21 protein-coding genes are annotated in these 23,639 nt (G+C 64.5%); 14 read left to right on the forward strand and 7 right to left on the reverse strand.

Features of this window, described 5'->3' with window-relative positions:
- Positions 1-7: 7 nt before the first annotated feature.
- Positions 8-1,981 (reverse strand): MacB family efflux pump subunit, encoded by a 1,974-nt coding sequence (locus NRG23_RS29705; RefSeq protein ID WP_009049986.1) that lies wholly within the window; start codon positions 1,979-1,981, stop codon positions 8-10.
- Positions 1,982-3,154, reverse strand: a complete 1,173-nt coding sequence (locus NRG23_RS29710) for an efflux RND transporter periplasmic adaptor subunit (RefSeq protein WP_257373150.1) — start codon at positions 3,152-3,154, stop codon at positions 1,982-1,984.
- A 333-nt stretch (positions 3,155-3,487) separates the two neighbouring features.
- Between NRG23_RS29710 and NRG23_RS29715 the strand changes: the two genes are divergently transcribed.
- From NRG23_RS29715 to NRG23_RS29740, 6 genes are all read left to right on the forward strand, one after another.
- Complete coding sequence (locus NRG23_RS29715; protein WP_016702389.1) at positions 3,488-3,970, forward strand: sigma-70 family RNA polymerase sigma factor; 483 nt, start codon at positions 3,488-3,490, stop codon at positions 3,968-3,970.
- Positions 3,971-4,101: 131 nt separating this feature from the next.
- Positions 4,102-5,436, forward strand: coding sequence for a lysine N(6)-hydroxylase/L-ornithine N(5)-oxygenase family protein (locus NRG23_RS29720; protein WP_257373151.1), 1,335 nt, complete (start codon positions 4,102-4,104; stop codon positions 5,434-5,436).
- Positions 5,437-6,026: 590 nt separating this feature from the next.
- Positions 6,027-8,792 carry a magnesium-translocating P-type ATPase gene (mgtA, locus tag NRG23_RS29725; protein ID WP_257373152.1) on the forward strand — a complete coding sequence of 922 codons (2,766 nt, stop codon included), beginning with the start codon at positions 6,027-6,029 and terminating at the stop codon, positions 8,790-8,792.
- A gap of 375 nt (positions 8,793-9,167) precedes the next feature.
- A complete protein-coding gene (locus tag NRG23_RS29730) occupies positions 9,168-9,884 on the forward strand; it encodes an MgtC/SapB family protein (RefSeq protein WP_007927856.1) in 717 nt (238 codons plus the stop codon).
- Positions 9,885-10,057: 173 nt separating this feature from the next.
- Positions 10,058-10,474, forward strand: a complete 417-nt coding sequence (locus NRG23_RS29735) for a hypothetical protein (protein WP_029526230.1) — start codon at positions 10,058-10,060, stop codon at positions 10,472-10,474.
- Positions 10,475-10,840: 366 nt separating this feature from the next.
- Positions 10,841-11,320: a hypothetical protein gene (locus NRG23_RS29740; protein ID WP_028682085.1), complete on the forward strand. Its 480-nt coding sequence runs from the start codon at positions 10,841-10,843 to the stop codon at positions 11,318-11,320.
- Between the two features lie 4 nt (positions 11,321-11,324).
- Here the strand turns inward: NRG23_RS29740 and dkgB are convergent, their stop codons facing one another.
- The 3 genes from dkgB to NRG23_RS29755 form a co-directional block, all read right to left on the reverse strand.
- Positions 11,325-12,128 carry a 2,5-didehydrogluconate reductase DkgB gene (gene dkgB, locus NRG23_RS29745; protein WP_110175297.1) on the reverse strand — a complete coding sequence of 268 codons (804 nt, stop codon included), beginning with the start codon at positions 12,126-12,128 and terminating at the stop codon, positions 11,325-11,327.
- Between the two features lie 188 nt (positions 12,129-12,316).
- Positions 12,317-12,856, reverse strand: a complete 540-nt coding sequence (locus tag NRG23_RS29750; RefSeq protein ID WP_009049978.1) for a PaaI family thioesterase — start codon at positions 12,854-12,856, stop codon at positions 12,317-12,319.
- Positions 12,857-12,981: 125 nt separating this feature from the next.
- Positions 12,982-13,890, reverse strand: a complete 909-nt coding sequence (locus tag NRG23_RS29755; RefSeq protein ID WP_009049977.1) for a LysR family transcriptional regulator — start codon at positions 13,888-13,890, stop codon at positions 12,982-12,984.
- A 107-nt stretch (positions 13,891-13,997) separates the two neighbouring features.
- Between NRG23_RS29755 and NRG23_RS29760 the strand changes: the two genes are divergently transcribed.
- The 8 genes from NRG23_RS29760 to NRG23_RS29795 all read left to right on the forward strand — a co-directional run bounded on the left by NRG23_RS29760 (position 13,998) and on the right by NRG23_RS29795 (position 21,526).
- Positions 13,998-14,864: a pirin family protein gene (locus NRG23_RS29760; RefSeq protein WP_257373153.1), complete on the forward strand. Its 867-nt coding sequence runs from the start codon at positions 13,998-14,000 to the stop codon at positions 14,862-14,864.
- Between the two features lie 97 nt (positions 14,865-14,961).
- Entirely contained in the window at positions 14,962-15,645 is a 684-nt protein-coding gene (locus NRG23_RS29765) for an isochorismatase family protein (protein WP_028682082.1), read from the forward strand.
- A 57-nt stretch (positions 15,646-15,702) separates the two neighbouring features.
- Entirely contained in the window at positions 15,703-16,329 is a 627-nt protein-coding gene (gene ycaC, locus NRG23_RS29770) for an isochorismate family cysteine hydrolase YcaC (protein ID WP_038633891.1), read from the forward strand.
- 412 nt (positions 16,330-16,741) lie between these two features.
- On the forward strand, positions 16,742-18,181 hold the full coding sequence (locus tag NRG23_RS29775; RefSeq protein ID WP_016702380.1) for a mechanosensitive ion channel family protein: 1,440 nt from the start codon (positions 16,742-16,744) through the stop codon (positions 18,179-18,181).
- 215 nt (positions 18,182-18,396) lie between these two features.
- Positions 18,397-18,837 carry a carboxymuconolactone decarboxylase family protein gene (locus NRG23_RS29780; RefSeq protein ID WP_009044786.1) on the forward strand — a complete coding sequence of 147 codons (441 nt, stop codon included), beginning with the start codon at positions 18,397-18,399 and terminating at the stop codon, positions 18,835-18,837.
- Between the two features lie 157 nt (positions 18,838-18,994).
- A complete protein-coding gene (locus NRG23_RS29785) occupies positions 18,995-19,765 on the forward strand; it encodes a tellurite resistance TerB family protein (RefSeq protein ID WP_257373154.1) in 771 nt (256 codons plus the stop codon).
- Positions 19,766-19,987: 222 nt separating this feature from the next.
- Positions 19,988-20,521, forward strand: a complete 534-nt coding sequence (locus NRG23_RS29790) for a DUF3087 domain-containing protein (RefSeq protein WP_039968103.1) — start codon at positions 19,988-19,990, stop codon at positions 20,519-20,521.
- Positions 20,522-20,740: 219 nt separating this feature from the next.
- A complete protein-coding gene (locus NRG23_RS29795) occupies positions 20,741-21,526 on the forward strand; it encodes a sulfite exporter TauE/SafE family protein (RefSeq protein WP_009049969.1) in 786 nt (261 codons plus the stop codon).
- A 106-nt stretch (positions 21,527-21,632) separates the two neighbouring features.
- On the opposite strand, the gene NRG23_RS29800 is transcribed toward NRG23_RS29795, so the two are convergent.
- Positions 21,633-22,187: a UPF0149 family protein gene (locus NRG23_RS29800; protein ID WP_053269557.1), complete on the reverse strand. Its 555-nt coding sequence runs from the start codon at positions 22,185-22,187 to the stop codon at positions 21,633-21,635.
- A gap of 182 nt (positions 22,188-22,369) precedes the next feature.
- Complete coding sequence (gene ampC / locus NRG23_RS29805) at positions 22,370-23,560, reverse strand: class C beta-lactamase (protein ID WP_257373155.1); 1,191 nt, start codon at positions 23,558-23,560, stop codon at positions 22,370-22,372.
- Positions 23,561-23,639 lie beyond the last annotated feature (79 nt).

Consider the following 23,639-nt stretch of genomic DNA (forward strand, 5'->3'; position numbering starts at 1 on the left):
AGGTCGATCATTCACTGGTGAGGGCCGTGACCGGGTCGAGTCGGGCTGCTTTGCGGGCCGGCATGAAGCCGAAGACGACGCCGGTGACCAGGGCGCAGGCGAAGGCGCCCAGGATCGCGGCCAGGGAGAAGGCCACGGCCACTTCGCTGAGGATCAGGATGCCGCCGATGATCAGCGCCACGCCGATCCCGGCCAGGCCGCCGACCACCGAGAGCATCACCGCCTCGGTGAGGAACTGGCGCAGGATGTCGCGCTGGCGGGCGCCGGTGGCCATGCGGATGCCGATCTCGCGGGTGCGTTCTCGCACAGTCATGAGCATGATGTTCATCACCCCGATGCCGCCCACCAGCAGCGAGATCGCGGCGATGGCGCCGAGCATCAGCGACAGGGTGTTCTGGGTGCGGGCCTCGGCCTGGATCATCGCGGCGTTGTTGGTCAGCTCGAAGTCGCGCTTGCCGCCGTGCATGCGCAGCATCAGTTCGTCGATCTCGCGCTCGGTCTGCTTGACCCGGCTGGCATCGGCGGCGGCAATCGCCACGTACTGCGGGTTATGGTCGCCGAACAGGCGGATGCTGGCGGCGGAGTAGGGCACGGCGATGCGGTCGTCGCTGTCGCTGTCGCCGGAACTGGCGCCCTTTTCCGAAAGCACGCCGACCACCTGGAACGGCACGTTCTCGATCAGGATGTATTGGCCGATGGGGTTGGCCACGTCCTTGAGGAGCTTTTCCCGGACCTTGTGGCCGATCACCGCCACCGCCGCCGCCGAGCGTTCGTCGGCGTCGCTGAAGTAGCTGCCCTGGGCCACGGGCCAGTTGAAGATCTCCGGGAAGTTGGTGTCGTTGCCGCCCACATAGCTCATGTAGTCGGCGTTGCCGAAGCGCACCCCGGCCTTGGCGCCGTTGACCGGCATGATGCGTTTTACCTGGGGCAGGTTGGCCAGGGCCGCGACGTCGTCCAGGGTGACGATGCCCTCGGGCGTGCGCGGGTTGGGCGAGTAGCCGCTCAAGTAGATGATGTTCGAGCCAAAGGCGCCCATTTGCGCCATGACCTGGCGCTTGCTGCCTTCGCCCACCGCCAGCATCACCACCACCGAAGCCACGCCTATGACGATCCCCAGCAGGGTCAGGGCGGTGCGGAAGCGGTTGATCCACATCACCCGCCAGGCCGCCTGCACGGCGTCCACCAGTTCACCTTTCCAGGCGCCGTTGTGTTCGCTGCCGTCGGCCAGGCGCTGGCGCAGGTCCACCGCCTGCAGCGCGCCGCTGTTGGCGCTGGCCTGGACCTCGGGGTGGTCGTCGGCGGTGTCGCTGATGATCTCGCCGTCGCGGATTTCGATGATGCGCTTGGCCCGCGCCGCGACTTCGCGGTCGTGGGTGATGAGGATCACCACATGGCCCTGGCTGGCCAGCTCGTCGAGCAGCGCCATGACCTCGGCGCCGCTGTGGCTGTCGAGGGCACCGGTGGGTTCGTCGGCGAGGATGATGTGGCCGCCGTTCATCAGCGCGCGGGCGATCGACACCCGCTGCTGCTGGCCGCCGGACAACTGGTGCGGGCGGTTGCCGGTGCGGCTGGCCAGGCCCAGGCGGTCGAGCAGGGCGGCGGCGCGGGCATGGCGCTCGGCCGCCGGGGTGCCGGCGTAGATCGCCGGCATCTCGACGTTTTCCTGGGCCGAGCCGGACGCAATCAGGTGGTAGCCCTGGAACACGAAGCCGAAGGCTTCGCGGCGTAGCCAGGCCAGTTCGTCGCTGCCCAGGCGGGCGACGTTTTCCCCGGCGAACAGGTACTCGCCCGAGGTCGGGCGGTCGAGGCAGCCGAGGATGTTCATCAGCGTCGATTTGCCGGAGCCGGAAGCGCCGACGATGGCGACGAATTCGCCGGCGTGGATCGACAGGTCGATGCCACGCAGCACGTCCACTTGCGGCGTGTCGCCGCCACCGTAGGATTTGCGGATGTCCTTGAGGTCGATCAGCGGGGTCTGCATTCAGCCTCCGCTGCTTTGCGCGGGACCGATCAGCAGGTGATCGCCTTCGGCGAGGCCGTCGAGGATCTGGATGCGCAAGCGGTCGCTGATGCCGACCCGCACCTTGCGCTCCTCGATCGAACCGTTTTTCGCCACCACCCGGGCCAGCTGCATGCCGCTATCGGCGCCGCCCTGCAGGGCGGCAAGCGGCGCGGTAAGAACGTCCTGCGCGCGCTCGGCGACAAAAAACACCTGGGCGGTCATTTCGGCCATCAAGGCGTTGTCGGCGTTATCCACATCCAGCAGCACGGTGTAGAGCACCACCCGGCCGCTGCCGCTCTTGCTCGAACTGTTGGGGCTGCCGCTGCCCTGGCTGCTTTCGTTCAGCGGCTTGGGCGGAATCGGCAGGATCTGCCGCACGGTGCTGGTCCAGCGCCGGGTGCCGCCGCTCAAGGTGGTGAAGTAGGCGCTCATGCCCGGTTTGACGTGACCGATATCGGCTTCGGAGACTTCGGCCCAGACGGTCATCGGCGACAGCCGGGCAATGCGCAGGATCAGCGGCGTCTGCTGCTGGGCGTTGAGGGTCTGGCCTTCGCGGGCGTCCACCGCGACCACGGTGCCGGACATCGGCGCGTAGATCCGCGTATAGCCCAGCTCGGCCTGGTCGCTGCGCAGGCTGGCCTGGGCCTGGCGGATCTGCGCCTGGATCATGTCGATCCGCGCCTGGGTGGCCTTGAGTTCGGCGCGGGCGGTCTGCACGTCTTCGTCGCGGGTCGCGCCACCGGCGGCGAGGTTCTGCTGGCGCTGGTACTTCTGCCGGGCCAGCTCGTTCTGCGCCCGCTGCTCTTGCAGCTGGGCCTGCAGGTTCTCGATGGAGAAGCGGCTGGCGTCGAGCTTGGCCTGCTGGGTGGCGGGGTCGATCTCCACCAGCAGCTGGCCTTCCTTGACCGGGTCGCCGGCCTCGACGTGGATCTTGCGGATCTGCCCGGACGCCTGGGCGCCGACGTCGACATAACGCCGCGGTTGCAGGGTGCCCAGGGCGGTCACGCTGCTTTCGATGGTGCCGCGGCTGACCTGCACGGTGGCGAACTGGTCGCGCCCCGGCGGCAGGATCTGCCAGGCGGCGAGGGCGACGATGGGAATCAGACACAGGGTGACAAGCAGGGCGCGTCGGGGATGACGGGGACGTTTCATGCAGGGTTCCGGCCAATGGAAATCGGCCCGTCGTCCGGCCTGGCCCGTGGCATGGGCGCTGGCTGGAGGCTGTCGATGGAGCGACAGATACGGGGAGCTGTCAGGTAAACGAGGGAAAACAGAGGGAATTTAAGCATGGACACATGGAGTTACAGCTGGGGCGAAAAATGTAGACGAAGAAAATAAAGTCGGCGAATCGACTCAGTACTTTAAATCTATATGAGAATTACTATAAATTACGCCACTTCTAAACTGCCATCATCGAATCGCCTGCCCAGGGGCGGGGCGCCGGTTGTGCTCAAGGACAAAAGCCGCGTATCGCGGTCGGGAGTCATGTTGGAAAACTACTATCGCGAGCTGGTGTGTTTCCTCAACGCCAAGCTGGGCAACCTGCAGGTGGCCGAAGATGTGGTGCATGACGCTTACGTGCGGGTGCTGGAGCGCTCCAGCGACACGCCGATCGAGCAACCGCGGGCCTTCCTCTATCGCACCGCGCTGAACCTGGTGATCGATGGCCATCGGCGCAACGCCTTGCGCCAGGTCGAGCCGCTGGATGTGCTCGACAATGAAGAGCGCTTCTTCAGCCCCTCGCCGCAAACCAGCATCGACCACGGCCAGCGCCTGGACATGCTGCAACGGGCGCTGGCGGAGCTGCCGGCGCTGTGCCGGGAAAGCTTCCTGCTGCGCAAGCTCGAAGGCCTGTCCCACCCCGAGATCGCCGAGCGCCTGGGGATCTCCCGCAGCCTGGTGGAGAAGCACATCGTCAACGCGATGAAACATTGCCGGGTGCGGGTCCGGCAGTGGGACGCCCATTGATCCTTCTTTGTTAAATTTTTTTTCACTGTCCTCGTTCCTACTCAACAGACGACCTGCTGCCTCGCCATGGGCCGATCAGGTCACCGTCGATTTCTCCCCGCGTTGAGGGATTTATCCAGAGGACACTGGAAATGACACAGGCAATTGCATCGACCATCGTTCACGACCTGATCGGTATCGGTTTCGGCCCCTCGAATCTGGCGCTGGCTATCGCGCTGGAAGAACGTGGCCAGATCCAGGGGCCGCTGGACGCGCTGTTTCTCGACAAGCAGGCCGACTACCGCTGGCACGGCAACACCCTGGTGGCCCAGAGCGACCTGCAGATTTCCTTCCTCAAGGACCTGGTGACCCTGCGCAACCCGACCAGCCCGTACTCCTTCGTCAACTACCTCAAGCACCACGGCCGCCTGGTGGACTTCATCAACCTGGGCACCTTCTATCCGTGCCGCATGGAGTTCAACGATTACCTGCGCTGGGTCGCCGGGCACTTCCAGGAGCAGAGCCGCTACGGCGAAGAAGTGCTGGCCATCGAGCCGGTGCTGCACAACCAGCAGGTCGAGGCACTGCGGGTGATTTCCCGCGACAGCCAGGGCCAGGAATTCGTCCGTACCAGCCGTTCGGTGGTGGTCAGCCCTGGCGGCACGCCACTGATCCCGGACACCTTCAAGGCGCTCAAGGACGACGGCCGGGTGTTCCACCACGCGCACTACCTGGAACGCATGGCCAACCAGCCATGCACCAGCGGCAAGCCGATGAACGTGGCGATCATCGGGGGCGGGCAGAGCGCCGCCGAGGCCTTCATCGACCTCAACGACAGCTTCCCATCGGTGCAGGTGGACATACTGATGCGCGGTTCGGCGCTGAAGCCGGCGGACGACAGCCCCTTCGTCAACGAAGTGTTCTCGCCGGCCTTCACCGACCTGGTGTTCCAGCAGCCGAGCGGCGAGCGCGAGCGCCTGGTCCACGAGTACCAGAACACCAACTATTCGGTGGTGGACGTCGACCTGATCGAACGCATCTACGGGATTCTCTACCGGCAGAAAGTCTCCGGCATCGCGCGCCATGCCTTCTGCACCCTGACCACCGTGGAGAAAGCCACCGCCACCGCCCAGGGCATCGAGCTGCTGCTGCGCAACACCTCCACCGGCGAGCTGAGCACCCGCCACTACGACGCGGTGATCCTGGCCACCGGCTACGAGCGCCAGACCCACCGCGCATTGCTGGCGCCGCTGGAAGCCTACCTGGGCGACTTCGAAGTGGACCGCAACTACCGGGTCATCACCGACGAGCGCTGCAAGGCCGGCATCTACACCCAGGGCTTCAGCCAGGCCAGCCATGGCCTGAGCGACACCTTGCTGTCGGTATTGCCGATTCGTGCCGAGGAAATCGCCGCCTCGCTGTACGAGCACGACAAAGGCCGCCACAGCCGTTCGGTGCGCGACCTGCTGCTGGCCACGGCCAGCTGATAGAGGCCGTCGGGCCCGATAGTTCTGTGTTGAATGTTCGGGCCTCATCGCGGGCAAGCCTCGCTCCTACAGACGCAAATCGACGTCAACCTGTAGGAGCGAGGCTTGCCCGCGATGGGCGGCGCAGCCGTCCCCCATTCCAACCCTCTCGATATCCCCGAAAATCCCCGCATCCAGCCTTCGCTGCCGACCCTTCCTGAACCTTCGCTGAAGAACTTTTCGATTCCCCCACCAGCGCCTTGCCGTCGATTTACTCTGCAAAAACCGCGGCGTAAGCTTCGCGCGTTTTCCATCAAGCGGAGACCCACAGTGGGTACTTGTTCGAGTGACAGTAGTCGGCCGGTTTCGATAACCGGCGCCTTCCCGGCAAGATAACGCGCCCGCTTTTTTTGCGCCGTTGTCTCGCCGTAACAGCGAGCGGCGGCTTCCCGACCGTGGCCTTCAGGGCCCGTTCCCGATGTCCTTCTCATCGACACTGCAACAGTGGGTGATGCCTGACGCATCGCCGCGCTACGGCTGCGCCTGTTCGCGCGGCCGGCGAACCCGACCTGGCTGTGAGTCTCCCGGCGCCGACCGTTAGGGGACACACCATGAACCTCACCCTGCTCAAAGAGTTTTTTGCCGGCTTCCTGCGGACCCGGCACTTCGCCCGGCACTTTCGCCGCCTGGCCTTGCTGGAAAGCTTCAGCGACGCCAGCGTCAGCCGCGATGTACCGCCCAGCCTGGCGCACACCCTGGTGGCCGCGGCCAACGACGAGGCCGCGGACCTGCTGCAACGCCTCGGCAGCCACACCGATGGCCTGAGCGAAGCCGAGGCCCAGGCCCTGCGCGAACGGCATGGCCTCAACGAGGTCGAGCATGAGCAGCCGCTGCCTTGGTGGACGCACCTGTGGCATTGCTACAAGAACCCCTTCAACCTGCTGCTGACCCTGCTGGCGGTGATCTCCTGGCTGACCGAAGACATGAAGGCGGCCACGGTGATTTTTTCCATGGTGGTGCTCTCCACGCTGCTGCGTTTCTGGCAGGAGGCCAAGTCGAACAAGGCCGCCGACGCCCTCAAGGCGATGGTCAGCAACACTGCCACGGTGCTGCGGCGCGATGTGCTCGATAGCGCGCCGTCGGTGTTCGCCAGGCTGCATGGCGCGGCGGTGGCGCACCAGGGCCTGCAACGCCTGGAACTGCCGATCCGGCAACTGGTGCCGGGCGACCTGATCCAGCTTTCGGCCGGCGACATGATCCCCGCCGATTGCCGGGTGCTCAGCGCCAAGGACCTGTTCGTCAGCCAGGCGGCGATGACCGGCGAATCGCTGCCGGTGGAGAAATTCCCGCGCCAGCAGGACGCCGCCACCCTCAACCCGCTGGAGCTGGACAACATCCTGTTCATGGGCACCAACGTGGTGTCCGGCGCGGCCACCGCGCTGGTCCTGACCACCGGCAATGCCACCTATTTCGGCGCCCTGGCCCAGCGGGTCGGGGCCACCGACCGGGCGCCGACGTCGTTCCAGAACGGGGTGAACAAGGTCAGCTGGCTGCTGATCCGCTTCATGTTCGTCATGGCGCCGCTGGTGCTGTTCATCAACGGCTTCACCAAGGGCGACTGGATGGAGGCGCTGCTGTTCGCGCTGTCCATCGCCGTGGGCCTGACCCCGGAAATGCTGCCGATGATCGTCACCTCGACCCTGGCCAAGGGCGCGGTGTTCCTGTCGCGCAAGAAGGTCATCGTCAAGCGCCTGGACGCGATCCAGAACTTCGGCGCCATGGACGTGCTGTGCACCGACAAGACCGGCACCCTGACCCAGGACAAGATCTTCCTCGCCCGGCATGTGGATGTCTGGGGGGAGGAGTCCGAGGATGTGCTGGAAATGGCCTACCTGAACAGCTACTACCAGACCGGCCTGAAGAACCTGCTGGACGTGGCGGTGCTGGAGCACGTCGAAGTGCACCGCGAGCTGCGGGTCGGCACGGCGTTCCAGAAGGTCGACGAGATTCCCTTCGACTTCAACCGGCGGCGCATGTCGGTGGTGGTGGCCGAGAAGGAGCGTGCGCACCTGCTGATCTGCAAGGGCGCGGTGGAGGAGGTGCTGGCGGTGTGCACCCGGGTGCGCCATGGCGCCGCCGAGGAAATGCTCAGCGACGAGCTGCTGGCGCGGATTCGCCAGGTCACCGCCGAGTTCAACGGCGAAGGCCTGCGGGTGGTGGCCGTGGCCGCCCGGCCGATGCCGCAGGGCCGCGACAGTTACAGCCTGGCGGACGAGCAGGGGCTGACCCTGATCGGTTACGTGGCATTCCTCGACCCGCCCAAGGAAAGCACCGCGCCGGCCCTCCAGGCCCTGGCCGCCCATGGTGTGGCGGTGAAGGTACTGACCGGCGACAACGAGCTGGTGACGGCGAAGATCTGCCGCGAAGTCGGCCTGGAGCAACAGGGCCTGTTGCTGGGCAACGACATCGAGCGCATGAGCGATACCCAGCTGGCCAAGGCCGTGGAAACCACCAATGTCTTCGCCCGGCTCACGCCCTCGCACAAGGAGCGCATCGTCCGCCTGCTCAAGGGCAACGGCCATGTGGTCGGCTTCATGGGCGACGGCATCAACGATGCGCCGGCATTGCGCACCGCGGACATCGGCATCTCGGTGGACAGCGCCGTGGACATCGCCAAGGAGGCGGCGGACATCATCCTCCTGGAAAAAAGCCTGATGGTGCTGGAGGAGGGCGTGCTGGAAGGGCGGCGAACCTTCGCCAACATGCTCAAGTACATCAAGATGACCGCCAGCTCGAACTTCGGCAACGTGTTCTCGGTGCTGGTGGCCAGCGCCTTCATTCCGTTCCTGCCGATGCTGCCGATGCACCTGCTGGTGCAGAACCTGCTGTACGACATTTCCCAGATCGCCATCCCGTTCGACAACGTCGACGAGGACATGCTGGCCCGGCCCCAGCGCTGGCAGCCGGCGGACGTCGGGCGCTTCATGCTGTTTTTCGGGCCGATCAGTTCGATCTTCGACATCGGCACCTTCGCCCTGATGTGGTACGTGTTCGACGCCAATACCCCGGACCACCAGACGCTGTTCCAGTCCGGCTGGTTCGTGGTCGGGCTGCTGACCCAGACCCTGATCGTGCACATGATCCGCACGCCGAAGATCCCCTTCCTGCAAAGCCGCGCGGCCATGCCGCTGCTGGTGATGACGGGGGTGATCATGGCCATCGGCATCTTCCTGCCCATGGGCCCGCTGGCGCACTACTTCAAGCTGCAGGCGCTGCCGTCGCTGTACTTCGTGTTCCTGCCGGTGATCCTGCTGGCGTACATGGCGCTGACCCAGGCGGTGAAGGGCTTTTATATCCGCCGGTTCGGCTGGCAATAAGCGGAGCGCCGCACCAAATCCTGTAGCCGCTGCCGCAGGCTGCGCCAGGACCGCAGGTCCTCCGGCGTTGGCACGATCGCCACGGCCCTGCGGGCCGATCGCAGCCTGCGGCAGCGGCTACAGGGTCAATCCAGCGCTTGCCCGATGAGCGCCATCTATCCGTAGGAGCGAGGCTTGCCCGCGATGGGCCGTGCAGCGGCTCTGGTTCCGCGGGCCAACCGGCAATCGCCATCTGCTCGTAATACCAGCCGGTGCAAGATACCCGGCACCCTGGCCGGCCTCATCGCGGGCGCTTGGATCGCCGCCCGCTCGCTCCGGCAAAGTGCACCTATCCTGTAGGGGCAACCGACCGTCGCGTACTCAAGGACTTGATTCATGCAAGCACTCCAGAACATCAACCTGACCTCCCTGGTGGACACCCTGGTCAGCCTCAGCGCGGCTTTTATCCTCGGTGGCTTGATCGGCTTCGAGCGCCAATACCGGCAGCGCACCGCCGGCCTGCGCACCAACGTGCTGGTGGCGGTGGGGGCGGCGATTTTCGTCGACATGGCCAACCGCCTCGGCGGCGCCGAAGGCGCGGTGCGGGTGGTGGCCTATGTGGTGTCCGGCATCGGTTTTCTCGGTGCCGGGGTGATCATGCGCGAAGAGGGCAACGTGCGCGGCCTGAACACCGCGGCCACCCTCTGGGCCTCGGCGGCGGTGGGTGCCTGCGCCGGTGCCGACCTGATCCTCGAGGCCTTTCTCGGCACGCTGTTCGTGCTGGCGGCCAATACCTTGCTGCGGCCGATCGTCAACAACATCAACCGCCAGCCGCTGGACGTGATCTCCGCCGAGGTCACCAACATCGTCTACGTCATCGCCCATCGCTCCAAGCAGAAAGCCGTGTTCGCCCTGCTCGAAGCGGAGCTGGAGCGCAGTAACTACCCGGCCAGCGACATCGATGTCCATGCCTTCGGCAACGACGACGTGGAGATCGAAGCGACCCTGGCCACCACCTCGGTGGACGGCGACGAACTCGACGCGCTGGTGGCGCGGCTGTCCACCTCGGCCCTGGTGGAGCAGGCATTCTGGAGTCCCAGTACCACCGAATAGACCGCGCAATCGTGTTGGTGCGGTGGGGCGATGCGCCTGTAAACAGCGGGCTTTTTGTCGAGAGGAAAAAATTCTCCGTCTACAGCGATTTTTGCGAATCGTCTTAAAGAGTCGGCCGGGGGCCATCGGATAGTCTGTTGAACCTCTGTGTTCAACCGAGAGTTGCCACGCCGATGCCCAACAAACGCCTGAGAATACTGATTGCCGACGCGTCCCGGGAACGGTGTGGACGCATCCAGCGTGTGTTGAATGGCCTGGGTTACTTTCGCGTCGCCACGGTGGAGGCTTTCCGCGAACTGGTAACCCTGACCCACTATTCCTGCGAGCCCTTCGAGAACTTCGACCTGTTGCTGCTCAGCGGCGAGCTGGCGTTTGCCGCCGGGGTGGACGCCGGCGTGTTCTGCCAGGGCAACCCGCAGATCCGCCATGCCATGATCTACGGCGGCCGCACCGACCATGCATTGCCGGTGGTCCTCGGCGCTTCTGCGTTACAGGAGATTCTCTGGGTGCAGGGCGCAACGCAGGAAATCCTCCTGCGCTTCATTGCCCATATCAATCCTCCCTCCTCGGGCAAAGACCGAACCTGCTGAATACTGGAATAGCCCCCGCAGTGGCTGGGAACAGGGCTGCGTCGTGCTGCTGGCGGCGGACACCACCACCTGGCCAGCGGTTTTCCGATGGCCGCTGCCGGGGCCGGGCGGGCCTTTTGTCTCCCCCGGGCCGGGCAAGAAGCAGGGCCCAAAGCTGCCCATCGATACCGGGTGTATGCCGCCGATGCCCGTGGATATCCCAGGGAAACGAGCATTTCAGGCTTAAAAAGTAGGGGAAAGCCGTATTTTAGTAATGTGGAGTAGGGCTTTTCAGAAAAACCTTAGAGAAAACACTCGGCTGCTCCCCTAGCCTTTATTCGTAGGCTTGGAGCCTGTCATCTCAGACTTTTTCATGGTCGCGAAAAAATGCCGAATAAAACGTTACGAATCCTGATCGCCGATGAACAGCATTTTCATCGAATGAAAATCGAGCGGGTGCTGAACCAGCTGGGCTATTACCGGATTGCACCGATGTATCGACTCATCGAGGTGTTGAACATCGTGGAATATGGCAGTGAGCCAATGGACCTGCTGATCATCAACGCCTCTCTGGGGTTGCAGGCCCGGCTCGATATCGTGGCGTTCTGCATGGATAACCCGCAGGTCCGTCACGTACTGGTCTATGACTCCGAGCTTCTCGGCATGCCATCGATTCCACCCGGCTCGCGACGCAAGCTGTATATCAGCAGCCTGCCGTTGCCGGACTACGAGACCATCAGCCGCTTGATGAGGGCCATCGACACCGGCCGCCGGAGCAGGACCCCGGCGGCCGGAACGTTTCCCGGCAGCTCCAATGAGGAAGAAATAGCGCCCGACGGCATTCGGTTGAATGTCGTGGTGCGCTAGGACCTCAGTCCCACGCCGGTGCAATGCCGGCGGGGCTGGTCAGGCGATGCCCGCGCTCCAGATCGGCGATGCGCCGCATGTCTGCTTCGCCCAGGGTCAAGGCGCAGGCCTTGAGGTTGCTTTCCAGGTTCGCGCGCCTGGTCGAAGAGGGAATCACCGCATAACCCGATTGCATGGCCCAGGCCAGGGTCACTTGAGCCGGCGTCGCCCGATGCTGCTCGGCGATCTGCTGGATGACCGGGTCCTTGAGCACTTCCCCGTAGGCCAGCGTCATGTACGAGGTGATGTGAATCCCCTGGCTTTGCGCGAACTCCACGACCTTGCGGTTTTGCAGGTAAGGATGCAGTTCGATCTGGTGGGTGGCGATGTGTTCGGCACCCACCGCGGCGATGGCCTGTTTCATCAGGTCGTTGGTGAAGTTGGAAACCCCGATCTGCCGGGTCAGCCCCAGTTGCCTGGCTTCCAGCAGCGCCGCCATGAATTCTTCGACCGGCACCTGGTTGTCCGGTGACGGCCAGTGGATCAGGGTCAGGTCCAGGTAGTCGGTCCGCAGCTTGCGCAGGCTGTCCTTGAGGCTGGGGATCAGCTTGTCGCGGGCGAAATTGGCGACCCAGATCTTGCTGGTGACGAACAGCTCGTCGCGGGGGATGCCGCTGTCGGCGATGGCCTGGCCGACCTCGGCTTCGTTCTCGTAGATCTGTGCGGTGTCGATCGCCCGGTAGCCCAGCTCGAGCGCGGTGCTGACCGAGTCGATGACCACCTGGCCTTGCAGGCGATAGGTGCCGAGGCCGAAAGCAGGTACAGACATGGATGACTCCAGATGGCAGTGGAAAGGCCACGAGTATCCCGGTCCGCACCTTTGAGAAAAACCGCCGGACAGGCAAAGGAATCTTTACCGCGAATCACGAATATCCCCGGCTCCCGCAGAGACGACGCACGCCCCCACAGGAGCAACCGGGCGACCCCATTCCATCACCCAACCCACACGCAACGGGTTCAGCCGCGGGCTTCGAGGATCATGCAGGTGGTGGAACCGGTGGCGTACAGGCGGCCATCGACATCGTAGATCCGCCCTTCGGCCAGGGCGGTGGAGCGGCCCAGGTGGACGATCTTGCCTTCGGCGCGGATCGGCCCGCTGCTGCCGGTCAGGGCCCGTACATAACTGATGCGCAGGTCCAGGGTGGTGTAGCCCTGGCCCTTGTTCAGCCGGGTGTGGATCGCGCAGCCCATGCAGGAGTCCAGCAGGGTCGCGGCATAACCGCCGTGCACGCTGCCCAGCGGGTTGTAATGGCGGGCATCCGGGGTGCCCTGGAACACGAAGTGCCCGGCGGACCATTCGATGGGGATGAAATCCATCAGCGTGCCGATGGGCGGCGAGGGCAGTTCGCCGTTGCCGATGCCATCGAAGAATTCGCTGGGGGAGAGGGCGCTGACTTCGGCCAGGGACAGGCTGCCCGGACCGGCCAGGCGTGCGCGCATGGCCTGTTCCTGGGCAATCCACTGGGCCAGGGTGGCCTCGCGGGATGGGCTTTGCATGGGCGTTTTCCTCACTGGGCGGAATAAGATGACGAGCAAAATATTATGTTCGAAATATTATTTCGGCCAGTGTCAAAAATGCCACAGGTCGGAAGATTCGGCCTGGCTTCACCTGGAGCGCATCCTCAGGTGATATCGCTGCGGCTGAACTCCTCGCCGAGAAAGTCGATCAGGGTGCGCACCGACGGCAGCAGGCCACGGCGCGACGGGAAGATCGCATGGACGATCCCGCACTTGGGCGCCCAGTCCGGTACCAGCTGCACCAGGCGCCCGGCGGCCACATCGTCGCGCACCACCACGCTGGGCAGGTGGACGATGCCGATCCCCGCCAGGGCCGCCTGGCGCAGGGCGATCAGGTCGTCGGTGACCATCCGCGGCTTGTGGCGAATCTGCGCCAGGGCTTCGTTGGGGCCGAACAGCTCCCACTGGTATTCGCGCTGCGCCGAGCCCCAGTGCAGGCTCGGCAGGCCGCTGAGGTCGGCGAGCGAGGCGGGGCTCGACAGCCGCGCGAGAAAGTCCGGGTGGCCGACCAGCCACTGGGTGCTGTTGCCCAGCACCTTCATCACCAGGTCGCTGCTTTCCAGCGGCGGGAAGCGCACCCGCAGGGCGATGTCGAAACCTTCGTGGATCAGGTCGACCCGGCGATTGGTGCTCTCGATGAACAGCTCCACCAGCGGGTACTTGAGCATGTAGCGGGTCAGCATCGGCCCGACCCAGGAGTTGAGCAGCGCGGTCGGGCAACTGAGGCGCACCAGGCCCTGGGGTTCGGAACGGTTGCGCTCGATGACTTCCGCGGCGCTTTCCGCTTCCACGCGCATGGCCAGGCAGCGCTGGTAGTACTCATGGCCGATCTCGGTGAGCGAGCAGTGGCGGCTGGTGCGGTGAATCAGGCGCACGCCGAGGCGCTCCTCAAGCTGGGCAATGCGCCGGCTGAGCTTGGACTTGGGCATGTCCAGGGCGCGCCCGGCGGCGGCGAAACCCCGGTGTTCGACGACCTGGGTGAAGTAATAGAGGGTGTTGAGGTCTTCCACCATCGTTCTCCAAATAGAACGCTAAGGACGATTTTTGCAGTCTAGTGCATCAAAGGTATGGGTTTTAAGGTGTATCCACGAAATAACTCACCCATGTCGGAGGCACCCGCATGAAAAACATCATCGGTATCTACACCAGCCCACGGTCTCATTGGGTGGGCGATGGTTTCCCGGTTCGTACGCTGTTTTCCTACGACAACCTGGGCAAGCACATCAGCCCGTTCCTGCTGCTCGACCACGCCGGCCCGGCTGAATTCACCCCGACCCAGGGGCGCCGTGGCGTGGGCCAGCACCCCCATCGCGGCTTCGAAACCGTGACCATCGTCTACAAGGGCGAGGTGGAACACCGCGACTCCACCGGCAGCGGCGGCAAGATCGGCCCTGGCGACGTGCAATGGATGACCGCGGCCTCGGGGATTCTCCACGAGGAGTTCCACTCCGCAGCGTTCGCCCAGTCCGGCGGCACCCTGGACATGGTCCAGCTGTGGGTCAACCTGCCAGCGCGGGACAAGATGGCCGCCCCCGGTTACCAGACCATCCTCGATGGCGACATTCCGGCCATTGCCCTCAAGGACAAGGCCGGCACCCTGCGGCTGATCGCCGGCGAGTTCGACGGCGTCAAGGGCCCGGCGCGCACCTTCACCCCGATCGACGTCTGGGACATCCGCCTGAATGCCGGCAAGCCCCTGACCCTCGACCTGCACCAGGGGCGCAACACCGCCCTGGTGCTGCTGCGCGGCACGGTCCAGGTCAATGGCCAGGAGCTGGTGCGCGAAGGTCAGCTGGTGCTGTTCGAACGCGATGGTGACCAGATCAGCCTGGAAGCCAACAACGACGCGGTGGTGCTGCTGCTCAGCGGCGAACCGATCGACGAGCCCATCGTCGGCCATGGCCCGTTCGTGATGAACAGCGAGGCCGAGATCCACCAGGCATTCGTCGACTTCCAGTCCGGCCGTTTCGGCCAGATGCCTGGCTGACACCCCCTTACCGACTTGCACAGGATGTGTAGGCCGGTTTCAGGGCCAGGGATGGCTGTTGCCTTAAATAAATGCCTAGACACAAGAGGAACTGCACATGAACACCCTCAACGCGGCCAACTTCAATGGCCTGAAACCGACCATCGACCCCAACGACGCGGCAATGCTGCTGATCGACCACCAGAGCGGCCTGTTCCAGATCGTCAAGGACATGGACGTGCCGCAACTGCGGGCCAATGCCATCGCCCTGGCGAAAGCCGCGACCCTGTTGCAGATGCCGGTAATCACCACGGCCTCGGTACCCCAGGGGCCCAACGGCCCGCTGATCCCGGAAATCCACCAGGAAGCCCCCCATGCCCGGTACGTGGCCCGCAAAGGCGAAATCAACGCCTGGGACAATCCCGAGTTCCGGGCGGCGGTCGAGGCCACCGGCAAGAAAACCCTGGTGATCGCCGGCACCCTGACCAGCGTCTGCCTGGCGTTCCCCTCGATCGCCGCGGTGCATGAAGGCTACAAGGTGTTCGCGGTGGTCGATGCCTCGGGCAACCATTCGCGCCTGGCCACCGATCTGACCATCGCCCGCCTGGCCCAGGCCGGGGTGGTGCCGATCGACATCATGGCCACGCTCTCCGAACTGCAGGGTTCGTGGAACCGCCCGGACGCCGAGCAATGGGCCGCGGTCTACGCCCAGGCCATGCCGCACTATCAGTTGCTGATCGAGAGCTACCTCAAGGCCCAGCAAGTGGCGAATGAACACGAAGTGCTGGACTCCCAGCGCTGAACGAACACCCCCCACGCCGATTTCCCTTCGGTATCGATAAGAAGCGAGGACTACCCCATGACTACCACCTACAAACGTCTCGACAAAGACAACGCCGCCGTGCTGCTGGTCGATCATCAAGCCGGCCTGCTGTCCCTGGTGCGCGACATCGACCCGGACAAGTTCAAGAACAACGTGCTGGCCCTGGCCGACCTGGCCAAGTACTTCAAGCTGCCGACCATCCTCACCACCAGCTTCGAAACCGGCCCCAACGGCCCGCTGGTGCCCGAGCTCAAGGCGCTGTTCCCGGACGCGCCGTACATTGCCCGGCCCGGCCAGATCAATGCCTGGGACAACGAAGATTTCGTCAAGGCGATCAAGGCCACTGGCAAGAAGCAGCTGATCATCGCCGGCGTGGTGACCGAGGTCTGCGTGGCGTTCCCGGCGCTGTCGGCCCTGGAAGAAGGCTTCGAGGTGTTCGTGGTGACCGACGCCTCCGGCACCTTCAATGAGCTGACGCGCGATTCGGCCTGGAACCGCATGTCCACCGCCGGCGCGCAGCTGATGACCTGGTTCGGCCTGGCCTGCGAGCTGCACCGCGACTGGCGCAACGACATCGAGGGCCTGGGCACCTTGTTCTCCAATCACATCCCGGACTACCGCAACCTGATCACCAGCTACACCACCCTGACCACCGGCAAATGACCTGCCGGTAGCCGCTGGCGAAGGCTGCGATCGGGGCGCAGCCCCGTAAACCGGACAGCGCATTTTCCAGGCAGGTCCGGGGCTCAGGGGTTGCGACAACTGCGTTGCCGATCGCAGCCTCGCCAAGGCTCGGCAGCGGCTACACGGTGACCATACCTGTAGCCGCTGGCGAAGGCTGCGATCGCTTGCGCAGCAAGCGCGACCCAGGGCATGCGGTCCGCCTGTCGAACCGCGTGCTCGTCCTTGACGACGGCTACGCCGCCGAACGCGGGCTGCGCCAGCGGCTACAGAGGTGAACGAAGGCGTTACAGACAGGGGCCTCCCATGAGGCCCCTGTTTTTGTTTTTCCGGCTATACCTGCAAGGTCGCTTCTGTGAGATTGTCGCGCCTCTGACTGTGCTGGAGTTGCTTGATGTCGATTCTGTTCGCCGACCACCCGTTGTTCGCCGCATTGGTGCTGATCCTGCTGGACATGCTGCTGTGGCGCTTGATCGGCGCGCGGGGCGGTTACTGGAAGCTGCTGGTGCGGGTGCTGATCTTTACCCTGTACAGCGTGCTGCTGTTCAACCAGGGCCTGAACCCGATGCAGGCGGCGCCCTGGCCGGAGGACGTGCCGCTGCACCTGGCCGCCACCGGGTTGCAGATCGGTTGGTGGCTGTTCGGCGCGCGGACCCTGACGGTGCTGCTCGGCACCCTGATGATGCAGCGGGTCGGGCATACCGGGCGGCTGTTGCAGGACCTGATGGGCGCGGTGATTTTCCTGATCGCCATCATCGCCGCCATGGCCTATGTGCTGGAACTGCCGGTCAAGGGCGTGCTGGCCACCTCCGGCGCGGTGGCGATCATTGTCGGCCTGGCGCTGCAAAGCACCCTCAGCGACGTGTTCTCCGGGATCGTGCTGAACACCACCAAGCCTTATCAGCTCGATGACTGGATCTCCATCGACGGCACCGAAGGCCGGGTCACCGACATCGACTGGCGCGCCACCCGCTTGCAGACCTCCCAGGGCAGCATGGCGGTGATCCCCAACTCCCTGGCGGCCAAGGCCAAGATCATCAACTTCAGCCGTCCCGCCGATATGCACGGGCTGTCCATCAGCCTCCAGGTCAGCCCTCATGCGCGGCCGCAAACGGTGATCGAGGCGCTGGAGCGGGCCATGCTCGGTTGCCGTTTCCTGCTCCCCAAGCCGGCCCCCAGCGTGGCCCTGAAAAGCTCGGGCAACGCGGGGGTTGAGTACGAGATCAGCGGCTTCGTGGCCTCCATGAGCCAGAAGCGCGAAGTGCGCAACCAGCTGTTCGACCTGGCTTTCCGTCACTTGCAGGCGTCCGGCGTCAGCCTGCTGTCCACCGGTGAAAGCAGCGTGGCGGCCAACCTGTCGCGCCCGCGGGCGCTGCTGGACAGTTCGAGCATCTTCTCCACCCTGCGCCAGGAGGAGAAGGAAACCTTCAGCCAGAACATGACCCTGCAAACCTTCCGCGCCGGCGAGACCATCCTGCCGGCGGGCGAGGTCAGCGATCACCTGCTGATCATCGAGTCGGGGGTGGTCTCGGTCAGCCTGATCCGCGATGGCAAGCCGTTCGAAGCCGGGCGCATGGGGCCGGGCGAAGTGATAGGCGAGGCGGGCATCGCCGATCAGGCGAACGCGGCGGACTTCTCGGCCAAGACCTTCTGCACCCTCTACCGCATCGAAAACGAGTACCTCAAGCCGTGCCTGGACGCGCGACGCGATATCAATGAGGCGATGAAAAATCTCCTGGATTTCCGCCAGCACATCGCCCAGACCCTGACCCAGGAAACCCCGCGGCCCGTGCTGAAAAAAGGCTTCATGCAGTGGCTGCGCCGCCGCGCCTGAGCGTCAATACACAGCCTCTGTAGGAGCGCAGCTTGCGCGCGATCCGCGCAGCGGCCATTCACCGCGGTGCCTGGACTGACGCTATCGCGCGCAAGCTGCGCTCCTACAGAAGAGAGGGGGACATTGGTCACCTGGTCTTAGCCGGAATTGGTCATTGGTATGGACTGCACCCGGGCTTAACGTAGCGCCACATTCACTGGATCTGGAGCCATCCCATGCAACCGCGTATCGACTTCTACACCGCTTCGCCGGACGCCCTCAAAGCCATGATCGCCCTGGAAACCGCGGTCTCGAAACTGCCCCTGGAAAAGTCGCTGATCGAGCTGGTGAAGCTGCGCGCCTCGCAGATCAACGGCTGCGCCTTCTGCGTTGACATGCACACCGCCGACGCGCGCAAGAGCGGGGAAACCGAGCGCCGCCTGTACGCGGTCTCGGTCTGGCGCGAAACGCCGTTCTTCACCGACCGCGAACGCGCCGCCCTGGCCTGGACCGAGTCGCTGACCCGGGTCAGCGAAACCCACGCCCCGGATGCCGACTACGAGCTGCTGAGCAGCCAGTTCAGCCCCAGCGAACAGGTCGACCTGAGCCTGGCGATCGCCACCATCAACAGCTGGAACCGCCTGGCCGTGGGTTTCCGCAAAATGCCCCAGGCCTGATTCACCCGGGCTCAATGGCCGTCGCTGGCGGATCGAACGGACCGCCAGCGCCGGCGTTTGGCGAGGAGGAATCAGGGCACCAGCGGAAGCAGTTGGCGCAAGCCGTGGCGAAGACTATTGTTGGCAGTCTGAATAACTGCCCGAAGAGAGCGATGCCATGAACACCAGTGATTTGCTTGAACAGTTGCTGCGCGCCGGCCAGGCCTCGATGACGCAGCAGGGTGGCGGGGCCTCGGCACCGCAGGGCGGCCTGGGAGGCCTGGGTGGCTTGCTCGGCGGCCTGTTGGGCGGGAACAGCGGCGGCGGTGCTCCGGGTGGCCTGGGTGCTGGCGGGCTGGGTGGTCTGCTGGGCGGCCTGCTGGGTGGTTCCGGCTTGGGCGGCGCGATCTCTGGCGGCGCGGCTTCCGGTGGAGCCCCTCAGGGCCGCTCCGGTGGTGGCATGAACTACGCGGCGCTGGCGTCCCTGGGGATGATGGCGTTCCAGGCTTACCAGGCCTGGCAACAACAGCAGCAATCGGCGGCCCCGCAACAGGCGTTGCGCACCGTCGACCAACTGGCCGGCCCGGAAGTCGAAGAACACAGCCATGCGATCCTCCGTGCCCTGATCGCCGCGGCCAAGGCCGATGGCCGTATCGACGAGCAGGAAAAACAACTGATCAGCGCCGAGATCGGCCGTCACACCGACGACCCGCAATTGCAGCAATGGCTCGACGACGAAGTCGCGCGTCCCCTGGATGCCGCCGACGTGGCCCAGTCGGCCGCGGGCGAGCCGGGCATGGCGGCGGAAATGTACCTGGCCAGCGTGATGCTGGTGGACGACCAGCAGGACGCCGAGCGCAGTTACCTGGACGAGCTGGCGGCGGCGCTGCGGATCGACCCCGAGCTGCAACTGCACCTGGAGCAACAGGCCAAGGGCGGGGTGGCCTGACTCACAAGAACCGGCTCCCGCGGGGCCGGTTCATTGACCGTGCCGGGCGTGCCATCGACGCCCGGCAATCCCGCATCCGTATCACTCCCAATCTCAGAGTCGTTTCGACAGTGCGACCACCCAGGGCCGAGGTGGATTGTCGCAGCGCGGATTTATTCGCCATCTCCCGGTGCGGGCAGGGTGATAATGCTGGCCTGTTCATCATGCGAGCGCACCGTCGCCATGTTCGAGATCCAGCCGCAGAACCCCGAGCTTTTTCGCCAGCAGACCCGTCGTAGCACCCTGTTTATCGCCCTGATCTTCCTGTCCCTGGCCATGCTGCTGTCCAGCGCCGCGGTGCTGCTGTTCGGCACGCCTGGCGGCGACAACTTCCACCTGAATGTCGCCGGCGTGCTGGCCGGGCTGGTGCTGAGCATGGTGCTGATGCGCGTGCGTTTCTGGTCGCAGCCGTGGATGGCCGCGGCGGTCTACGGCTGGCAGCTCAAGCGCAGCCTGATGAGCGTGACCAATGTCATGCATCACGTCACCGCCGGCGTCGAGGCCGCAGACCCGACAGCGATGAAACTGCTGCGCTTCTACCACCTGGGCCTGACCCAGATGCACCAGCTGGACGCCAACTCCAGCGCGCTGAGCCAGGTGGTGCATGAGATCGACCGGCACAAGGAACGGATGGAAGCGCTGGGCATGGACACCGAGCAGAACCGCTTGAATCCGGACTGGATCGAAGCAGTGAAGCGGATCCCGGTAAAAAAATGAGCTGAAAAGGGCGCGGCGTCCAAGGTTTTTCCCGGCCGCCTCCAAGCCCATTTCGCCATGTGACTGCTGCATGAAATCCAAGGGTTGCATGCGCTGGATACATGGCAAAAAGGCAAAGAGTTATAACGTTAGATTTTATTTATATAAATGGACATAAGCATTAGCGCTATGCTGCCGCCAGTTTTTTACCTGGCCGCGGTTGATGCGTAGGGCTTATTGATGGATGTGGGTAATTTTGGTTTTGTAATCGCGGGCCTGTTGGTGGGTTTCATTGTTGGGATGACGGGGGTGGGAGGCGGTTCGCTGATGACCCCGATCCTGTTGTGGTTTGGGATCAACCCGGCGACCGCTGTGGGGACCGACCTGCTGTATGCCGCCATCACCAAGTCCGGTGGTGTGCTGGTCCATCAGAAAAACCGCAACATCGACTGGAAGATCACCGGCTGGCTGACCCTGGGCAGCGTGCCCGCGGTGTTGGCCACCTTGTGGTTCCTCAAGAGCCTGGACACCGACCCGCAAGCGCTGAACAGCGTGATCAAGCAGGCCCTGGGATTTGTGCTGCTGCTTACCGCCCTGGCGATCCTGTTCAAGAAAAAACTGCTGGCGTTTGCCCAGAAGCATGCCGGCGATCACTACCACCTGAAGGATTCCAGCCTCAACGGGCTGACGGTGGTGACCGGCGTGGTCCTCGGCACCATGGTCGCCCTGACTTCCATCGGCGCCGGCGCCCTGGGCACCGTGGCGCTGTTCATCCTGTACCCGTTCCTGGCCACCAAGCGCCTGGTTGGCACTGAAATCGCCCACGCCGTGCCCCTGACCCTGGTCGCTGGCCTGGGGCACGCGAGCATGGGCAACATGGACTGGCAACTGCTGGGCTTCCTGCTGATGGGCTCGCTGCCGGGGATCTGGCTCGGCAGCCACATGACCGGCCGCGTCTCGGACGAACTGCTGCGGCCGTTCCTGGCGGTCATGCTGTTTTCCATCGGTTACAAGCTGGCGTTCTGAACCCGTGCTGGCGGGCCGAGCCAAAAGCCTCCTGCGGGAGGCTTTTGTGTTTTTGGAGTTTGTGCAGATTGAGCCAGATCCTGGCAGACCTGCCTCCACGCCACTCTCAGCGTTGCGCCAACCAGTAATCGTGCAGCCCACGCGCCGCCTGTTCGACGCGGGCTACCGTCTGGCGATGCTGAACCAGATCCAGGTCGGCCGGCAGTTCGAAGTTGTCCTGTTCGGCGCAGGTGACGATGGCTTGCAGCTGGGCGGCCTGGGCGGCGGGCAGTTCGGGCCAGTTGCTTACGGCCATAGCGCGGATGTAGCCGAAGCACCATTCTTCCGCCAGCGTCAGCGGCTGGTCCTGATGCTCGGTCTGTTCGAAGCGCGGCTGAAAGCTCGCCGAGTCGCTCGCCAGTGCCGTGGCGAGGGCATTCAGGTGGCGCACGCTCAGCTCGATGAAGCGCTTGCACTCCTCGGGGTCCTGCCAGTCCGGGTTCTGCCCGCCCCAGATGGCCGGGAACCATTCGGCGATGTCCACCTGGGCCGGGCCGGACACCAGGGCGGTGCAAAAACCGTCGAGCTCGGCCAGGTTGAGCACGGAATGGTCGTCACCGTACTTGAGCAGGGTGTCTTCGATGAATTCGAACTCGGCGGGGCTGAGCGGCTGGTTGTGCATGGATGGCTTCCTTGGAAAAACGTGCGCCCCAGGGGCTGCGCGGAAAAAAGACGCGGAGGATGGCGCGTTCCGCGGCTTTTATCCAGCGCCGATCATCGTCGCGGAGCGAGTTGTCATGGCGGCGACGCGCCCCCGGCTGGCCCAGCGACCGGGCCTGTTAACCGACCCGGCCGTTGTTTTGCTCAGGGTCGCTTCGCCGCGCCGACCTGGTCATCCAGGGCCTTGAGCAGGGCATGGGCGACCTTGACCCGTTCGGCGTTGGGGTAGTTCTTGTTCGCCAGCAGCACCAGGCCGATGTCCTTGCCGGGCACGAACAGCACATAGGCGCCGAAGCCGTTGGTGGAACCGGTCTTGTTCAGCAGGGTATTGGCCCGCGGCGCCTGGGGCGGGGTGAGCCAGCGGGTCGGGTGCGGTTCGAAGGCCATCTGCGACGAGTTGCCAGCCAGCAGGGCGTCGAGGCTGAGCGGGTAGGGGTAGAGCTCCCAGCCCAGGCCCTGGGTCATGCCCTCGACCTGGTAATAGCCGGTGTGGGTGATGGCGATTGCCTGCGGCCAGGGCTGCGGCAGCGACTCGGGCTTGAGGTTGGCCTGGACGAAGCGCAGCAGGTCGGCGGCAGTGGTCTTCACCCCGTAGGCCTCGGCATCCAGGGCGCCGGGGCCGAGCCGCACCGGCTTGCCGTCCTTGCCGTAGCCCTGGGAGTAATTGCCCATCTGCGACTTCGGCACCTGGATATAGCTGTGCGACAGGCCCAGTTGCGGGAACAGCTTCTGCTCCATCAATTGTTCGAAGGGCTGCCCCAGGCTTTGTGCGGCCAGGTAGCCGAACAGGCCGATGCTCGGGTTCGAGTACAGGCGCTGGGCGCCGGGGGCAAAGGCCGGTTTCCAGCCCTGGTAGTAGCCGAGCATCTTGTCCTGGCTGTCCCACTGCTCCGGGAACTGCAACGGCAGGCCGCCGGCGCTGTAGGTGCCCAGTTGCAACAGGCTGATGTGCTCGAAAGGGCTGCCTTTGAATGCCGGCAGGTAGCGGCTGGCCGGGTCGTCCAGGGACAGTTTGCCGCTGGCCTGGGCATAGGCCCCCAGGGTTGCGGTGAAGAGCTTGCTCACCGAGCCGACCTCGAACAGCGTGTCGGCGGCGACGGCTTTCTGCTCCTCTTTGGAGGCCAGGCCGTAGTTAAAGTAATGGGGCTGGCCCTTGAGGGTGATGGCCACCGCCATGCCGGCGATGTCCTGTTGTTGCATCAACGGGCGGATCGCCGCGTCGACCAGCGGCTTGAGCGCGCTGTCCGGCTGGCTGGCGGCCAGGCAGGCGCTGGCGCCGGAGAGCAGCAGGGAAACGGCGAAAAATCCGGATAGGGCAAGGTTTTTGTTGTGCATGATGGGCTGACATTCCATGATTTTGCAGGGTGATGGCCGCTACACTCCGAGCGGCTTTTGCCAGTGCCTGCCCTTGCAG

Source organism: Pseudomonas sp. T8, from assembly GCF_024610635.1.
In the GTDB taxonomy this organism is placed as follows: Bacteria; Pseudomonadota; Gammaproteobacteria; order Pseudomonadales; family Pseudomonadaceae; genus Aquipseudomonas; species Aquipseudomonas chlororaphis_I.

Excerpts from the sequence above, each read along its gene's own strand:
- NRG23_RS29705 (WP_009049986.1), bottom strand. The coding sequence starts at position 1,981 with ATGCAGACCCCGCTGATCGACCTCAAGGACATCCGCAAATCCTACGGT.
- NRG23_RS29710 (WP_257373150.1), bottom strand. The coding sequence starts at position 3,154 with ATGAAACGTCCCCGTCATCCCCGACGCGCCCTGCTTGTCACCCTGTGT.
- NRG23_RS29715 (WP_016702389.1), top strand. The coding sequence starts at position 3,488 with ATGTTGGAAAACTACTATCGCGAGCTGGTGTGTTTCCTCAACGCCAAG.
- NRG23_RS29720 (WP_257373151.1), top strand. The coding sequence starts at position 4,102 with ATGACACAGGCAATTGCATCGACCATCGTTCACGACCTGATCGGTATC.
- mgtA (WP_257373152.1), top strand. The coding sequence starts at position 6,027 with ATGAACCTCACCCTGCTCAAAGAGTTTTTTGCCGGCTTCCTGCGGACC.
- NRG23_RS29730 (WP_007927856.1), top strand. The coding sequence starts at position 9,168 with ATGCAAGCACTCCAGAACATCAACCTGACCTCCCTGGTGGACACCCTG.
- NRG23_RS29735 (WP_029526230.1), top strand. The coding sequence starts at position 10,058 with ATGCCCAACAAACGCCTGAGAATACTGATTGCCGACGCGTCCCGGGAA.
- NRG23_RS29740 (WP_028682085.1), top strand. The coding sequence starts at position 10,841 with ATGCCGAATAAAACGTTACGAATCCTGATCGCCGATGAACAGCATTTT.
- dkgB (WP_110175297.1), bottom strand. The coding sequence starts at position 12,128 with ATGTCTGTACCTGCTTTCGGCCTCGGCACCTATCGCCTGCAAGGCCAG.
- NRG23_RS29750 (WP_009049978.1), bottom strand. The coding sequence starts at position 12,856 with ATGCAAAGCCCATCCCGCGAGGCCACCCTGGCCCAGTGGATTGCCCAG.
- NRG23_RS29755 (WP_009049977.1), bottom strand. The coding sequence starts at position 13,890 with ATGGTGGAAGACCTCAACACCCTCTATTACTTCACCCAGGTCGTCGAA.
- NRG23_RS29760 (WP_257373153.1), top strand. The coding sequence starts at position 13,998 with ATGAAAAACATCATCGGTATCTACACCAGCCCACGGTCTCATTGGGTG.
- NRG23_RS29765 (WP_028682082.1), top strand. The coding sequence starts at position 14,962 with ATGAACACCCTCAACGCGGCCAACTTCAATGGCCTGAAACCGACCATC.
- ycaC (WP_038633891.1), top strand. The coding sequence starts at position 15,703 with ATGACTACCACCTACAAACGTCTCGACAAAGACAACGCCGCCGTGCTG.
- NRG23_RS29775 (WP_016702380.1), top strand. The coding sequence starts at position 16,742 with ATGTCGATTCTGTTCGCCGACCACCCGTTGTTCGCCGCATTGGTGCTG.
- NRG23_RS29780 (WP_009044786.1), top strand. The coding sequence starts at position 18,397 with ATGCAACCGCGTATCGACTTCTACACCGCTTCGCCGGACGCCCTCAAA.
- NRG23_RS29785 (WP_257373154.1), top strand. The coding sequence starts at position 18,995 with ATGAACACCAGTGATTTGCTTGAACAGTTGCTGCGCGCCGGCCAGGCC.
- NRG23_RS29790 (WP_039968103.1), top strand. The coding sequence starts at position 19,988 with ATGTTCGAGATCCAGCCGCAGAACCCCGAGCTTTTTCGCCAGCAGACC.
- NRG23_RS29795 (WP_009049969.1), top strand. The coding sequence starts at position 20,741 with ATGGATGTGGGTAATTTTGGTTTTGTAATCGCGGGCCTGTTGGTGGGT.
- NRG23_RS29800 (WP_053269557.1), bottom strand. The coding sequence starts at position 22,187 with ATGCACAACCAGCCGCTCAGCCCCGCCGAGTTCGAATTCATCGAAGAC.
- ampC (WP_257373155.1), bottom strand. The coding sequence starts at position 23,560 with ATGCACAACAAAAACCTTGCCCTATCCGGATTTTTCGCCGTTTCCCTG.